This is a genomic window from Bacillus sp. P4_E1 (assembly GCF_056401715.1).
The window spans coordinates 104,762-119,884 of the sequence record NZ_JBFUIV010000012.1 but is presented as its reverse complement, the minus strand read 5'-3'; the positions used below and the strand labels follow the sequence as shown (position 1 = coordinate 119,884).

Genomic DNA, 15,123 nt, shown 5'->3' with positions numbered 1-15,123 from the left:
AAGGGCTCTAACACCTTTTCTATGCTGAAATACAAGTAAACTTACTTGTATTCTCTAAACATTAACTGGTAAGATACAAATAGGTAGAATTAGAGGAGGGAAAAGATTGATTAACTTTAACTTTTTTATGAATGATGTTGTCCGTCAAGCGCGTGAAGAGATTGTCTCTGCGGGATATACAGAATTGACGACACCAGAAGCAGTCGAAGAAGCATTTAAAAGAAATGGTACAACACTTGTAATGGTAAACTCTGTATGTGGTTGTGCAGGTGGCATTGCTCGTCCTGCTGCTGCACATTCCGTACATTATGATAAACGCCCTAACCACCTTGTAACAGTATTTGCGGGTCAAGATAAAGAAGCAACAGCAAGAGCTCGTGAATATTTTGAAGGATATCCACCTTCATCTCCATCATTTGCGTTATTGAAAGATGGAAAAATTGTAACGATGGTAGAACGTCATGAAATTGAAGGTCATGAACCAATGCAAGTAATTGCAAAACTACAATCTTATTTCGAAGATAATTGCGAAGAACTATAAGGAAGAGAAAAAGGCGGTACGTCCACGATCAAGTGGGTGTACCGCCTTTTTTATTTAGTTTTTAAAATAATTAAACATGCAGGAAGTTATTATTTTATACATGTTTTTATGCATTGACAACAGCTTTAATGCTGTTTTTATATTTATTTTTATTTTAAATATTGCATAAAAATGAAAGTGCTGATACAATACAAACATCGAATAAATATTCTATTAAACTTTTAAATATACATTATTAGGGGGAAGAAAGATGAAGAAGTTATTATCAATATCATTTGCACTTATTTTAATTGTAAGTATGTTCAGTGCTTGTAGTAATGGGGAAGAAAAGGCGAATGGCAAAAATAAAAAAGTACTCGTTATGGGGACTTCAGCAGACTATAAACCGTATGAATACGTGGAAGCTTCAAAAAGTGATGAAATTATCGGCTTTGATGTTGATATTGCCAAATATATCGGAAAAGAACTTGGATACGAAGTGAAAGTGAAAGACATGGATTTCGGCGGATTATTAGCATCTCTTAATTCAGGAAAAGTTGATTTCGTTATGGCGGGTATGACGCCAACTGCAGAGCGTAAAAATAATGCTGATTTCACAGATATATATTTTGTTGCAAAAAATATGATCGTTTCAAAAAAGGGCTCTAATATTAAATCGTTAGAAGATTTAAAAGGGAAAAAAGTAGGAGTACAAACAGGATCAATTCAAGAAGAAAAGGCAAAAGAATTTCAGAAACAAGTCGATTTCAAAGCTGAGGGACGTGACCGTATACCAGAAATCGTACAAGAAATTAAAGCTGGTCGTTTTGACGCTGCAATTATAGAAGACACAGTTGCAAAAAATTATTTAGAAAAAATGAAAGAACTACAAGGAATTGAAATTCAAGAAGCACCAGAAGAAGTAGGTGCAGCAATTGCTCTTCCGAAAAATAGTGATAAAACAGAAGAATTTAATAAAGTAATTAAGAAAATGCAAGAAAATGGAGAAATGGATAAATTAGTGAAGAAATGGTTTGGCAGCGGAAAATAAGCTGCCTTTCACTTTTCTGTGAGGGGAATGAAAAGGATGAATCTAGATTTTTCGGCAATTACGCCTTCAATACCATATATATTAAAGGGATTAGAAGTTACATTGAAAATTGTAGCTGCATCAGCTGTGGTAGGATTTATTTTAGGAACGTTATTAGCACTTTGCAAAATTGCTAGAATACGAGTATTAAATATTGCAGCAGATATTTATACGTCAATATTTCGTGGCACACCGCTAGTATTACAATTAATGATTATTTATTTCGGTGTTCCGCAAATGATGGGTTATGAGATACCGGCCTTTTTAGCAGCTGTACTTGCATTTAGCTTAAATTCAGGTGCATATATGTCAGAAGTAATTCGTGCCGGCATTCAAGCAGTCGATAAAGGACAAACAGAAGCAGCAATGGCTTTAGGTATTCCGTACAGTAAAATGATGAGAAATATTATTTTTCCTCAAGCTTTAAAAAATATATTACCAGCACTTGTGAATGAGTTTGCGACACTTACGAAAGAGTCGGCTGTAGTAACCGTAATAGGAGCGACTGATTTAATGCGCCGTGCTTATATTGTAGGTGGTGAAACATTTAAATATCTTGAGCCATTACTTTTTGTTGGACTTATTTATTATATATTAGTAATTATTCTTACATTAGTCGGGAAAGCCATTGAAGGGAGAATGAAGAAAAGTGATTAAAATTGACAACCTTCATAAATCATTTGGGAAAAATGAAGTATTAAAAGGAATTACAACAACGATTGAGAAAGGAGAGGTTGTTGCAATTATTGGACCGTCTGGATCTGGAAAGTCAACGTTTTTACGCTGTATGAATGTATTGGAAGCGCCGACAGATGGTCACATTTGGATTGGAACGGAAGAAGTAACGAATCCGAAAACAAATATTATGCACGTTCGTGAAAATGTCGGAATGGTATTTCAACATTTTCACTTATTCCCTCATATGACTGTATTAGAAAATATTACGTATGCTCCTATCAATGTAAAAGAAGTAACGAAGCAAGAAGCTGAAAAAAAAGCTGAGAAACTTCTAGAAAAAGTGGGGTTATTAGATAAGAAAGATGCATATCCAAATCGTCTTTCAGGAGGACAAAAGCAACGTGTAGCAATTGCAAGAGCGTTAGCGATGGAACCGGAAGTTATGTTATTTGATGAACCTACCTCTGCGCTAGATCCAGAAATGGTGAAAGAAGTGTTAGAAGTTATGAAATCATTAGTTACGACAGGAATGACGATGGCAATCGTTACACATGAAATGGGATTTGCAAAAGAAGTAGCAGACCGTGTTCTCTTTTTAGATGGTGGAAAGCTCGTAGAAGATAGTAATCCGGAAGAGTTTTTTACAGCACCAAAAAGTGACCGTGCAAAAGAATTTTTGCAAAAGATATTGTAATATGTGAAGGGTACGTGAATAATAGGTAGAAAAGGATGACATTGCGTCATCCTTTTTTTATACTAACTGTAAATACGTTTATACATATAGGGGTAATGATATGTTTAAAATTGGATATAGAACAGTGAAAACAGCGCTTGGAACGGGAGCGGCAGTTTTTATTGCTCAGTTATTAGGATTAGAATTTTATAGTTCAGCTGGTATTTTAGTCATTTTATGTGTGCAAAATACGAAACGAAAATCCGTTCAAGTATCGTTGCACCGTTTTTTAGCTTGTGTATTATCGATGGTATTTGCGTTTTGTATTTTTGAAACGATTGGTTATACACCACTTGCGATTAGCGTATTACTGCTTACCTTTATTCCAACTGCAGTTATGTGCAAAATTCAAGAAGGGATTGTTACGAGTTCGGTTATCGTTATGCATCTGTATTCATTAAAGCAAATTACATGGTCTATAGTTGGTAATGAAATTGCTATATTAACGATTGGAATTAGTGTCGCTTTATTAGTAAACATGTACATGCCAAGCAGTGAGAATAAACTGAAAGAGTATCAAGGAAAAATAGAAGAGCATTTCAGAACGATTTTGTTTGAAATGGTCGTTTATTTACGGAATCGAGATAGTAATTGGAGTGGGGCCGAATTAATTGAAACAGAAATGATGCTGAAAGAAGCGAAAGATTTATCATTTAAAAAACTTGAGAATGAATTTATGCGTGAAGATGACTATTATTATCGGTATTTTGATATGCGTATGCAACAATTTGAAATTTTGGAGCGCATGATACCATTAGCTGCATCACTATCTTGGACGTATGAACAAGCTGATATGATTGCAGACGTAATTGAAAATATAGGGAATTCTATTCGACCTGAAAGTACAGGGGTCATTTCGTTAAGACAACTTCAAGAAATGCGAGAAGTATTTAGAGAAATGCCTTTACCAGTCTCGCGAGAAGAATTTGAAATACGTGCAAAACTTGTTCAACTTGTTTATGAGATGGAGCAATATTTACTCATTAAAAGTCGTTTTAAGGGAAAGGATAATATAAAAGAACTTATTTAGAAGGTAGGAACTATATATGCCGTATCTTCTTTCTTTATTATTATGTCTTTCTCTATCGCCGATCTGGCCTCTTGGTGATAACCCACGTGCTGGAGATCCTTTTATAATTGTAAATAAAGCAACGAATAAACTAGCTTACATCGATGATGGGAAGATCCAAAAGGTTTTTCCAGTAGCGACAGGGAAAACAAATGAATTAACCCCAGAAGGAACCTTTGACATTGTATTGAAGGCGAAGGATCCCTATTATATTGCGAAGGATATTCCTGGGGGCTCTCCCAAAAATCCACTTGGATCGAGATGGATGGGATTTAATGCAAGAGGCACGGATGGAAGTAAGTATGGGATACACGGGACAAACCAACCTAGTTCAATTGGAAAATATATTTCGCAAGGATGTATAAGAATGAAGAAACATGATGTGGAATATTTGTTTGATCGTATTCCAATTGGAACGAAAGTATCGATTGTGAAATCGAAAAAAACATTTCAGCAATTGGCGAAGGAAAAAGGGGCCATAGTATTTGGAAAAGTCAACGAAACGGTTGGCTTTTTCTTTTATTATAAGTTGTCTTGACATGTGTACATAACCATGCGTTAATGAGAATATATAAAGATAATTGAGTAAAGGGGTTGCTCATATGTATTTAAATCCAAAAATTTCTTACATGCAGTTTTGTGTTGGTTTTCTATTTGTTATTACATTCATATTGGCAACTTTTAATATATGTTCTTACGTTGTAGCGATCGTATTTATGGCATTACTCAATCTTACTTTTGTTATTGGGGCATTTCAGCAGAAACAATATACAAGTTTTGTAATAGCACTTGTAATGGCCTTTTCCTTTAGCATTGTAGCAATTGTAATATATATAAAATAAAATGTTCATTACAAGATAGACTATCTCGATTTCGAGATGGTCTATTTTGTATGTGTAAGCAGTAAAAAAAGGACGAGTGAATCGTCCTTTTTACCAAAACATACTTGCGCCAGTAAGTAATGTTGTTACAAGCATAGAAATTAGCATTATATAAACCATAATTTTTTGAGCTTTTTTATGCATCGTTAAACCTCCTTGCAAATCAGTACAATTTCATTGTAACGAGAAATGAAATTGTGGACAAGGGGAGAGAAAGGACAAAATTCGGGAAGGGGGTGCAAAATATTACAGGAAATTTGAGCATACGTAGAGAATATGTTAAAAGATAGATTATTAATTTTTTGTTATGCAAGCTGAAGAATGGAGATACAATGATGAAAATATACGAGACAGATCGTTTACATTTAAGAGAAATTGATGAGTCGTATGCGGAAAAAGTTCTTCAATATTACGACAAAAATCGTGAATTTTTAAAAGCGTGGGAAGAGTATAGACCGGAGGGGTTTTTCACGTTAGATTATCAAAAGAAAAAGTTACAAAAGGATAGAAAAGAGTTCGCGGAAGGCAAGATTATCAGGCTTTGGATTTTTAAAAAGGGTGATGATACAAAAATTATTGGATGTATTTCATTTAATCTAATTGTTCGCGGAATTTATCAATCTTGTGTACTCGGTTATAAATTAGATAAGGAAGAATTGAATAAAGGTTACACAACAGAAGCGCTTAGAAAAGCAATTCAAGTTACCTTTGAAGAATTTCATTTACATCGTATAGAAGCACCAATTATGCCACGAAATTTAGCATCTATACAAGTAGTGACGAAGATAGGATTTCAATATGAAGGTGTATCTCGAAAAATGCTAATGGTAAATGGCATCTGGGAAGATCATATGCGCTGGGTATTGTTAAACGAGTAATAGAAGGCAGATGGGTATCTAGATGTGTTAACCATCTGTTTTTTGTCTTGTATTTCGAAACTTTTGCGAAATTCTGTTATAATTAATGTTGTTACATACATAATGGTAGTGCAGGAGGCGCAGTCTTATGATTAATCAAGAACGTTTAGTAAATGAATTTATGGAGTTAGTACAAGTAGATTCTGAAACAAAATTTGAAGCAGAAATTTGCAAAGTGTTAACAGAGAAATTTACTGCTTTAGGTGTAGAAGTATTTGAGGATGACACGATGGGTGTGACTGGTCATGGTGCAGGTAACTTAATTTGTACTTTACCAGCAACAAAAGACGGTGTTGATACAATTTATTTCACTTCTCATATGGATACAGTAGTTCCTGGTAATGGAATTAAGCCTTCTATTAAAGATGGATATATCGTATCAGATGGTACTACAATTTTAGGAGCCGATGACAAAGCTGGATTAGCATCTATGTTTGAAGCAATTCGTGTCTTAAAAGAGAAAAACATTCCTCATGGTAAAATTGAATTTATTATTACAGTTGGAGAAGAATCTGGTCTTATTGGCGCAAAAGCGTTAGATCGCGAGCGCATTACAGCAAAATATGGTTATGCATTAGATAGTGATGGAAAAGTTGGTGAAATTGTAGTTGCAGCGCCAACACAAGCGAAAGTGAATGCGATTATTCGCGGGAAAACAGCTCATGCTGGCGTAGCACCAGAAAAAGGTGTATCTGCAATTACTATCGCAGCAAAAGCAATCGCAAAGATGCCACTTGGTCGTATCGATTCTGAAACAACTGCAAATATTGGACGTTTTGAAGGTGGTACACAAACAAATATCGTTTGCGATCATGTTCAAATCTTTGCAGAAGCTCGTTCTTTAATAAATGAGAAAATGGAAGCACAAGTTGCAAAAATGAAAGAAGCATTTGAAACAACTGCAAAAGAAATGGGTGGTCATGCAGACGTTGAAGTAAACGTTATGTATCCAGGATTTAAGTTTGCTGCTGGCGATCACGTTGTAGAAGTTGCGAAACGTGCAGCTGAAAACATTGGTCGTACGCCTTCTCTTCACCAAAGTGGTGGCGGAAGTGATGCGAACGTAATCGCAGGACATGGTATCCCAACAGTTAACTTAGCAGTTGGTTATGAAGAAATTCATACAACAAATGAAAAAATTCCTGTTGAAGAATTAGCGAAAACAGCAGAATTAGTTGTAGCTATTATCGAAGAAGTAGCGAAGTAAGTAATAAAGTCAAAAAGACGTGTGAACCAATTATGGTTTACACGTCTTTTTTTATTTTGATTCAATTGCTTTCACAAGGCGGATAAGCCAATATAAGAAGACCCACGGAAGTACATAAGTTGTTGTAAAACGTATGAAATGAGAGAAGATTCCTAAAGCGTAAATGTTAATGTTAAAAAGGGGAAGTAACAAATAATTAATCGCAAGGATTACTATAATAATAATAAATACATAATTGAGTTTATTATGTTGTTTCATAACGATTCACCTCCTTTACAATAATATCCATTTGTTACGTACAGTATAGCAAAAAATAGATAGAGAAAAACCAATAATTATTATAACGTGTAAAGAAATTTGATATAATGAAGGAACAAATGTTCTTTAAGGGGTGAGTAGTATGCGAGAAATGTATCCGAAAAATGGACGTGTTATTTTACATGTAGATATGAATTGTTTTTTCGCATCTGTTGAAATTGCTCATGACCCATCATTACAAGGAAAGCCATTAGCGATTGCGGGGAATGAAAAAGAGAGAAAAGGGATTATCATAACATGTAGTTATGAGGCGAGAGAATATGGAATACGTACGACGATGCCTCTATGGGAAGCGAAGCGATTATGCCCGCAATTAGTTGTGAGGCACCCTAATTTTACATTATATCGAGAAGCTTCATTTCAAATGTTTCAAATTCTTTCCCGTTTTACAGAACAAATACAACCGTTTTCTATAGATGAAGGGTATTTAGATATTACAGATTGCTATGCGCTCGGTTCGCCTCTTGAAATAGCGAAGATGATTCAACAAGCGTTACTAACAGAGTTACAGCTTCCATGTAGCATTGGGATTGCCCCAAACCTTTTCCTAGCAAAGACTGCTTCAGATATGAAAAAACCTCTTGGAATTACAGTACTTCGAAAACGTGATATCCCAGAAATTATTTGGCCACGATCAGTTGCAGAGATGCATGGAATCGGAGAGAAAACAGCTGAAAAACTAAAAGACATTCATATACATACAATTGAACAGTTAGCAAAAGGAGACGAGCATATCATTCGCGCTAAAATTGGAAAGCACGGTGTTGATTTACAAAAACGTGCAAAAGGTATGGATGACAGGGAAGTTGATCCGAATCAAATGGGACAACATAAAAGCGTTGGAAATTCGATGACTTTCTCAAAGGATATGGACGAAGAAAAAGAATTACTTGATATGTTAGAAAGATTATCGAAATCAGTAAGCAAAAGGCTACAAAAACGAACTCTCGTTAGTTATGACATTCAAATTATGATTAAATACCATGATCGTCGCACGGTAACACGGAGTAAACAATTGAAAAATGCAATATGGGAAGAACGGGTTATTTTCCAAGCAGCATCACGTTTATGGAAGCAACACTGGGATGGTGATTCTGTTCGTCTGTTAGGTGTTACAGCTACTGAATTAGAATGGAAGACAGAATCAGTGAAACAGTTAGATTTGTTTTCATTCGAAGAAGATGCGAAAGAAGAGCCGTTACTTGCTGTTATTGATCAAATTAATGAAAAGTATGGAACACCTCTTTTACAGAGAGGTAGTCAATTATTGCGTAAGCAAGAAAAGTCGTTTCAGCAAAAATTAGAAAATAAGTTTATGTAGAAGGTTTTAGAGATTTAAACCCTTCTTTTTTAGATGGAAGAGAGGATCCAGCCATTCGATGTCTCCATTTTCTTTCCATTCCGATGCAAGCTCCTACAATAATTGCTATAAATAACCTTAATACGATGTCATACCATATCATCATGGTTACCTCCATGCATATAAGTACATGTTATATTTTTTGAGAATGAGTGAGAAATACCCACTCATTCTCATTTTTACAACCAGCTGTGGAATTTTTTAATATAAAGCTTTTTCAGGAATTGTGTTAAGAAAGCATAACCTAATAATATTCCTATGAGCCACGGGAAGTAGCTTAGTGGTAATGCTTGTAAACCAATTGCTGCACCAAGTGGTGAGAATGGAATGTAAATTCCGATTGCCATAATACAAGCGGTTAATATAAGAACTGGTATTGATGCTGTACTTTGAATGAACGGAATTTTCTGTGTTCTAATCATATGGACAATTAATGTTTGAGTTAGCAACCCAACGACAAACCAACCAGATTGGAATAGCGATTGTTCTCCAGGTGTATTTGCACCGAACACATTCCACATGACAACGAATGTGATAATATCGAATATAGAGCTAATTGGACCGATGCAAATAATGAAGTTACGCAAGTTTGCAGTATCCCATTTTCTAGGCTTCTCTAGAAAATCCTTATCCATTTTATCCCATGGAATTGAAAGCTGTGAAATATCATAAAGTAAGTTTTGAATTAAGAGATGAATTGCAAGCATCGGTAAAAATGGAATGAAAGCACTTGCCACTAATACACTAAATACATTTCCAAAGTTAGAGCTAGCTGTCATTTTTATATATTTTAAAATATTGCCGAAAGTAGTGCGTCCTTCTAAAATACCTGCTTCTAATATAGTTAAACTTTTTTCAAGTAAAATAATATCGGAAGATTCTTTTGCAATGTCAGTAGCAGTATCAACAGATATTCCAACATCAGCATCACGTAGTGCAACGGCGTCGTTAATACCATCCCCCATATAACCTACAGTATGACCATTACCTTGCAATACGCGAATGATGCGGGACTTTTGCATTGGATTTAGTTTTGCGAACACTGTTGTTTCTTCTGCCAGTGTTGCTAATGTTTTATCTGGTAAAGAATCAATTTCGTAACCGAGGACAGGCTCACCTATATTTAATCCCACTTCTTTACAAACTTTTTTTGTAACAATTTCGTTATCGCCTGTTAAGATTTTCACTTGTACGCCATGTTTTTGCAATGCTTGAATTGCAGAAGCAGCAGATGGTTTAGGTGGATCTAAAAAGCCGATATATCCAGTAAGGATCATAGCGGATTCATCTTGTACTGCATAAGCTTTATGATAAGGTTTGTTATCGTTCTTGTATGCTACAGCGATGACACGCATTCCTTCACTATTTAAAGTTTCGCTAAGATGTTTTACATTTACTCTCATTTCTTCAGTGAGAGGGACAATTTGTCCATTAACTTCAGTGTAGTTACAAATTGATAAAATTTCTTCTACGGCACCTTTACAAATCATTGTATGTTCACCTAAAATATTTTTCACGATGACAGACATGCGACGCCGAGCAAAATCGAATGGAATTTCATCTAGCTTTTGAAAAGCTGATGGATCAAATTTATGGTTCTCCTCTGTATGTTCAATAACAGCTTTATCTATTAAATTTTTCAATCCAGTTTGATAGAAGCTATTTAAATAGGCAAAGTGTAATACACGATCGCATTCATTTCCGTTAGGATCTAAATGACGAACTAGGACAACTTTATCTTCTGTTAAAGTTCCAGTTTTATCTGTGCAAAGAATGTTCATAGCACCTAAGTTTTGAATTGAGTTGAGCTGTTTTACAATTACTTTTTGTTTAGACATGTTCACGGCGCCTTTAGCTAAATTAGCAGTTACAATCATTGGCAGCATTTCAGGTGTAAGGCCAACTGCAACAGCAATAGCAAAGAAAAAAGCTTCTTGCCAATCTCCTTTTGTGAATCCATTAATGAGAAGGACAATGGGTGCCATAATAAGCATGAATGTGATTAAGAGCCAACTTACTTTGTTTACGCCTTTATCAAAGTTTGTTTCTGCACGTTTTCCGATAACCTTTTTTGCTAAAGAGCCGAAATACGTATCCGTACTAGTTGAAACAACAACAGCTTTTGCGCTACCGCTAACAATATTTGTACCCATAAAGCAAAGGTTTTCCATATCGAGCGGATTGTAATTTTTTTTCATGTTTTTCGGTAATATATGTTTATTTTCCGTATGGTAGCAGTTTTCGTATTTTTCTACAGGAAGTGCTTCCCCGGTTAAAGAAGACTGATTAACAAATAAATCTTTTGCGGATAAAATACGCACATCAGCTGGCACGATATCACCAGCTGAAAGTGAAATAATATCGCCAGGTACAAGTTCTTCAATTGGAATTTCTGTTGTGTAATTTCGATTTAAATTTGTTACGTTTTTTGTTTCGTGTACAAATCCATCTATTCTAAAGACACTCGCAGTTGTTCGAACCATAGCCTTTAACTTATCCGCCGCTTTCTGAGAGCGGAATTCTTGTAAAAAGCGAATCGTTGCACTTAGCAGTACCATTACAGATACGACAATTGTTCCTTGTATATCATCTGTGAAAAAAGAGAGTGCTCCAAGAGCTAACAAAACAAAAATAAATGGATTTTTAAATGCCAGCAGAAATTGAATGTACCACGGCAATGTTTTATTATGAGCGATTTCGTTAGGACCATATAAAGAAAGTCTACGAGACGCTTCTTGTTTAGAGAGTCCATCTTGTGTTGTTTCTAAGAGTTTTAACGCAGAGTTTACATCCTGTGTTGCAACTTCCACTAATATTTTGTTATTTGTTTGCATGCTATCTTGATCGTAAGCATGCTTCGTTTCTTGTCTTTGTAAATTTAACATTGGTAGTTCCTCCTTTTTCATGAAGGAGGAAACAATCTGTTACTCGACTATTTAAAATTGGGAGGAACAGTTTCTTTCCTACCTACACGGTGAAATATTAACGTAAAACATATGGGTATCTGGGCCGAATCATCACTTGCCACTGTTCCTCACCTCCGTACAATTAGTAGTTTCTGAATATGCTATGTTTGTTTCATAGTAAGGTGCATAAAGACATAAAAAGACCTTTACTCAAAACGAGTAAAGGTCTGAATTTGTAGTCAAAAAGAGTCAACAACAAAGACTGTTATTAAACATAGATAAAAACAGTTTTTGTGTATGACAAAACATACGCACCTCTCCCTCGTTGAGTTTTAGCACTGTATAGCATAGGTACTGAAACCAGCTACGTTAAGAAAGGCCTTCATTCCGACCTTTCCTGTTGACCCATTGGCGTCTCTCGACATTTTTGGGCAGCAGCGTTTCTCTATACAGGAGCCTCACCTAACAGAGACCATATTCAATTACACGTTGAATATTAGCACTGTAAAATCGTAGTGTCAATATCTTTTTAATCTATTTTTTTGAAAAATCAAATAGATTTATGATGGCTATATAGTAGGAAATAAGCGGAGTTTTTTGAAATAAGGCGGGAAAATAAATACTTTAATGAACATAAATAAAAAGCACTGATTACAGTGCTTTTTATTATAGATTATGAGATTGTAGGATTTTCAAAAATAACAATTTCTGAGTTACTTGTTGTTGAAACGCGTTGTGCGTAATATGTTAAAGCTGAAGAAATATATGTTGGTAACGTCTCATTTGTATGTGATGTTGTATATTCATGGATTAATTCTTTTAAAGTCGTCCATTCTAATTGTGCTGGGTGATCAGAAACGAAAGAACTTACCCAGCGATCAAATGAAGATGAAAAATCAGTTTGTAAACGAAATACTTCTTTCATAATAAAACGCTCCCTTAAAATGTAGTACAATCATTTTAACATAAAACACGAACAATAGCTAAATTTTTCGATTGTAACGTTCGTGTTATATAGTTGTCTAGATGATTGGTTATGTAAATTCGATTTGCCATTTGAAATAACATTCCGTAAGATGAAAGATAGATTATATAAAGAGCTGGAGGAAAGAAAGTGGAATTTGTATTTTTAGGGACTGGTGCAGGTGTTCCTTCAAAAGGAAGGAATGTTTCAGCAATTGCTTTGCAGTTGTTAGAAGAAAGAGGACAGACTTGGTTATTTGACTGTGGCGAGGCGACGCAACATCAAATACTACATACGTCTGTACGTCCACGCCGCATTGAAAAAATATTTATTACGCATTTACATGGCGATCATATTTTTGGATTGCCGGGTTTATTGGGTAGCCGTTCGTTTCAAGGTGGAACAACAAAATTAACAGTGTACGGACCAAAAGGAATTAAACAATTTATTGAAGTGGCATTATTAGTAAGTACGACACACGTTAAATATCCACTTGAAATCGTTGAGATTACGGAAGAAGGTATTGTGTTTGAGGATAATGAATTTTGTGTAGAAACAAAAAGGTTATCACATGGAATTGAATGCTTCGGATATCGAATTGTAGAGAAAGATATACAGGGAGCTCTTTTAGTGGATAAGTTACTGGGAATGGGTGTGAAACCTGGTCCAGTTTTTAAACGATTAAAAGATGGTGAAGTAGTTGAATTAGAGAATGGCACAGTGTTAGATGGAAAAGATTTTATTGGCCCGCCTCAAAAAGGAAGAGTTATTACAATTTTAGGCGATACACGATATTGCGAAGCGAGTAGAGAGCTTGCGCAAGATGCTGACGTACTTGTTCATGAAGCGACTTTTGCGGCAGAAGATGAACAACAAGCGTATGATTATTTTCATTCCACATCTAAGCAAGCTGCGAGTATTGCACTTCAGGCAAATGCAAAACGCTTAATATTGACTCATATTAGTTCTCGTTATCAAGGAGATACATATAAGGAATTATTGAAAGAGGCAAGAGAGCTATTTTCTAATACAGAAATAGCTACGGATTTAAAATCATTTCCAGTAGAAAGATAAGAATGTTGTGAAAAAATGGTGACGATAGGTTGCCATTTTTTTTTATTTCTAAAAAAATTAAAAATAAAACTGTTATCATTTTATTTTTATATAGGATGACACAGAAAGTTTTAATGATGTGAAGATATAAGATAAAAATACATAATACCGATCATTTAGAAAAACTGTTATATAAGTCAGACGACATACGAGTGGTACAAGTAGCGAAAATGGATTTTTATTCAGAACTTTTAAAATTCATTAAAAGTAAGCGTTTTATTAAAAACAAGCTATAATGAGGGCAGATTATAATTTATTGTAGGCTACATGCGTTTTAGCCATTTGTCATAACAAGTGAAGTTGACTAAATCGTGAGAGAGCAACATGGAAATTATAATAGGAAGGATATTACTATTATTTGTACTAAGTCTTTTTTCCCTTTTTAGCTTTAAAATATCAAAAGGTATGAAAGCAATGGGAGTTTCACTTGTTTATGCTATGCTTGTAAGGGGTTCTGTGTTAAACTTTGGATTGCTACCAGACTTTATTGTGGACTATCTTATATTATTTTTAAATGCAGGTAATGCTAAGTTTCTTATTTATTATTATAACTGGTATTATTTCAGGATATATTGCTTCACTGTTATTCAAAAACTATCCAATTCTTACAGCGGAACAAATTCGTGGTACGACTGGAACAGCAACCGATTTGGTAGCTTAATAGAATAGTAAATAATTTTTTCATAGAGGTTTAGGGGGAGTTATGATGAAGTATCGCTCAGTGTTTGATATTATTGGTCCGGTTATGATTGGTCCATCAAGTTCACATACAGCAGGCGCGGCAAGAATGGGGCAAGTTGCTCGTCAGCTGTTTCGTCATGAACCAGAGAGAGTTAGCATTTCATTATATGGTTCATTTGCAAAAACATACCGTGGTCACGGTACGGATGTAGCGCTAATCGGTGGAATACTAGGATTTGAAACAGATGATTTACGTATTCCAAGTGCGTTAGATATTGCAAAAGAACGCGGGATTGAAGTGGAATTCATTGAAGAAGATGCAAATGCTCCGCATCCAAATACAGCGAAAATTCGTCTGTATAAAGGTGAAGAGGAAATTGAAGTTGTTGCTTGCTCAATTGGTGGCGGTAAAATTGAAGTTGTAGAATTAAACGGATTCGATCTTCAATTAACAGGCACGAGTCCAGCACTACTTATTGTAAATAACGATCGCTTTGGTGCTATCGCAGCTGTAGCTTCAATCCTTGCTAAGCATGAGATTAACATAAGTACAATGAGTGTTTCTCGTAAAGAAAAAGGAAGAAGAGCGCTTATGGTCATTGAAACAGATGAATTATTAGCAGATGAAGTAATTGCGGAAATAAATGGGCAACAAAATATTTGTCAAGTAACTATTATGGATTAAT

The 15,123-nt window shown here is 35.1% G+C and carries 18 protein-coding genes and 1 riboswitch; of the genes, 13 read left to right on the top strand and 5 right to left on the bottom strand.

Features of this window, described 5'->3' with window-relative positions; translation table 11 throughout:
- The first annotated feature begins 127 nt into the window (after positions 1–127).
- The 7 genes from AC1DS7_RS17970 (at position 128) to AC1DS7_RS17940 (ending at position 4,932) form a co-directional block, all read left to right on the top strand.
- Positions 128–541 carry a BrxA/BrxB family bacilliredoxin gene (locus AC1DS7_RS17970; protein ID WP_002015097.1) on the top strand — a complete coding sequence of 138 codons (414 nt, stop codon included), beginning with the start codon at positions 128–130 and terminating at the stop codon, positions 539–541.
- Positions 542–791: 250 nt separating this feature from the next.
- Positions 792–1,571 carry a transporter substrate-binding domain-containing protein gene (locus tag AC1DS7_RS17965; protein WP_215588484.1) on the top strand — a complete coding sequence of 260 codons (780 nt, stop codon included), beginning with the start codon at positions 792–794 and terminating at the stop codon, positions 1,569–1,571.
- Positions 1,572–1,607: 36 nt separating this feature from the next.
- Positions 1,608–2,267, top strand: a complete 660-nt coding sequence (locus tag AC1DS7_RS17960; RefSeq protein ID WP_002067073.1) for an amino acid ABC transporter permease — start codon at positions 1,608–1,610, stop codon at positions 2,265–2,267.
- Positions 2,260–2,982, top strand: coding sequence for an amino acid ABC transporter ATP-binding protein (locus AC1DS7_RS17955; RefSeq protein ID WP_002088545.1), 723 nt, complete (start codon positions 2,260–2,262; stop codon positions 2,980–2,982). The genes AC1DS7_RS17960 and AC1DS7_RS17955 overlap by 8 nt, the downstream gene beginning before the upstream one ends.
- Positions 2,983–3,082: 100 nt before the next feature.
- Positions 3,083–4,051 carry an aromatic acid exporter family protein gene (locus tag AC1DS7_RS17950; protein ID WP_002033971.1) on the top strand — a complete coding sequence of 323 codons (969 nt, stop codon included), beginning with the start codon at positions 3,083–3,085 and terminating at the stop codon, positions 4,049–4,051.
- A gap of 16 nt (positions 4,052–4,067) precedes the next feature.
- Complete coding sequence (locus AC1DS7_RS17945; protein ID WP_002015103.1) at positions 4,068–4,628, top strand: L,D-transpeptidase; 561 nt, start codon at positions 4,068–4,070, stop codon at positions 4,626–4,628.
- 64 nt (positions 4,629–4,692) lie between these two features.
- Complete coding sequence (locus AC1DS7_RS17940) at positions 4,693–4,932, top strand: DUF3894 domain-containing protein (protein WP_002088543.1); 240 nt, start codon at positions 4,693–4,695, stop codon at positions 4,930–4,932.
- Between the two features lie 90 nt (positions 4,933–5,022).
- Here the strand turns inward: AC1DS7_RS17940 and prli42 are convergent, their stop codons facing one another.
- A complete protein-coding gene (gene prli42 / locus AC1DS7_RS17935; protein ID WP_000549036.1) occupies positions 5,023–5,115 on the bottom strand; it encodes a stressosome-associated protein Prli42 in 93 nt (30 codons plus the stop codon).
- 188 nt (positions 5,116–5,303) lie between these two features.
- Here prli42 and AC1DS7_RS17930 point away from each other — a divergent pair, with 188 nt between their 5' ends.
- Both AC1DS7_RS17930 and AC1DS7_RS17925 read left to right on the top strand, forming a co-directional pair.
- On the top strand, positions 5,304–5,849 hold the full coding sequence (locus tag AC1DS7_RS17930; protein ID WP_002015105.1) for a GNAT family N-acetyltransferase: 546 nt from the start codon (positions 5,304–5,306) through the stop codon (positions 5,847–5,849).
- A 127-nt stretch (positions 5,850–5,976) separates the two neighbouring features.
- Positions 5,977–7,095, top strand: coding sequence for a tripeptidase T (locus AC1DS7_RS17925; protein WP_002015107.1), 1,119 nt, complete (start codon positions 5,977–5,979; stop codon positions 7,093–7,095).
- A gap of 51 nt (positions 7,096–7,146) precedes the next feature.
- Here the strand turns inward: AC1DS7_RS17925 and AC1DS7_RS17920 are convergent, their stop codons facing one another.
- Positions 7,147–7,353: a hypothetical protein gene (locus tag AC1DS7_RS17920; RefSeq protein WP_000809197.1), complete on the bottom strand. Its 207-nt coding sequence runs from the start codon at positions 7,351–7,353 to the stop codon at positions 7,147–7,149.
- Positions 7,354–7,495: 142 nt separating this feature from the next.
- Here AC1DS7_RS17920 and AC1DS7_RS17915 point away from each other — a divergent pair, with 142 nt between their 5' ends.
- Positions 7,496–8,734, top strand: coding sequence for a DNA polymerase IV (locus tag AC1DS7_RS17915; RefSeq protein WP_476999144.1), 1,239 nt, complete (start codon positions 7,496–7,498; stop codon positions 8,732–8,734).
- On the opposite strand, the gene AC1DS7_RS17910 is transcribed toward AC1DS7_RS17915, so the two are convergent.
- The 3 genes from AC1DS7_RS17910 to AC1DS7_RS17900 form a co-directional block, all read right to left on the bottom strand.
- Positions 8,727–8,876, bottom strand: a complete 150-nt coding sequence (locus AC1DS7_RS17910; RefSeq protein ID WP_476999149.1) for an MgtC/SapB family protein — start codon at positions 8,874–8,876, stop codon at positions 8,727–8,729. The genes AC1DS7_RS17915 and AC1DS7_RS17910 overlap by 8 nt on opposite strands.
- A 76-nt stretch (positions 8,877–8,952) precedes the next feature.
- Positions 8,953–11,658: a magnesium-translocating P-type ATPase gene (mgtA, locus tag AC1DS7_RS17905; RefSeq protein ID WP_016100642.1), complete on the bottom strand. Its 2,706-nt coding sequence runs from the start codon at positions 11,656–11,658 to the stop codon at positions 8,953–8,955.
- Positions 11,659–11,988: 330 nt separating this feature from the next.
- A riboswitch (M-box (ykoK) riboswitch) is annotated at positions 11,989–12,156 on the bottom strand.
- Positions 12,157–12,352: 196 nt separating this feature from the next.
- Complete coding sequence (locus AC1DS7_RS17900) at positions 12,353–12,604, bottom strand: DUF3932 family protein (RefSeq protein WP_000665712.1); 252 nt, start codon at positions 12,602–12,604, stop codon at positions 12,353–12,355.
- A 189-nt stretch (positions 12,605–12,793) separates the two neighbouring features.
- Here AC1DS7_RS17900 and rnz point away from each other — a divergent pair, with 189 nt between their 5' ends.
- The 3 genes from rnz to sdaAB all read left to right on the top strand — a co-directional run bounded on the left by rnz (position 12,794) and on the right by sdaAB (position 15,122).
- Entirely contained in the window at positions 12,794–13,717 is a 924-nt protein-coding gene (gene rnz / locus AC1DS7_RS17895; RefSeq protein ID WP_002014952.1) for a ribonuclease Z, read from the top strand.
- 553 nt (positions 13,718–14,270) lie between these two features.
- Positions 14,271–14,417 (top strand): hypothetical protein, encoded by a 147-nt coding sequence (locus AC1DS7_RS17890; RefSeq protein ID WP_235713486.1) that lies wholly within the window; start codon positions 14,271–14,273, stop codon positions 14,415–14,417.
- Between the two features lie 45 nt (positions 14,418–14,462).
- On the top strand, positions 14,463–15,122 hold the full coding sequence (gene sdaAB, locus AC1DS7_RS17885) for an L-serine ammonia-lyase, iron-sulfur-dependent subunit beta (RefSeq protein WP_002088527.1): 660 nt from the start codon (positions 14,463–14,465) through the stop codon (positions 15,120–15,122).
- The last annotated feature ends 1 nt before the right edge of the window (position 15,123 follow it).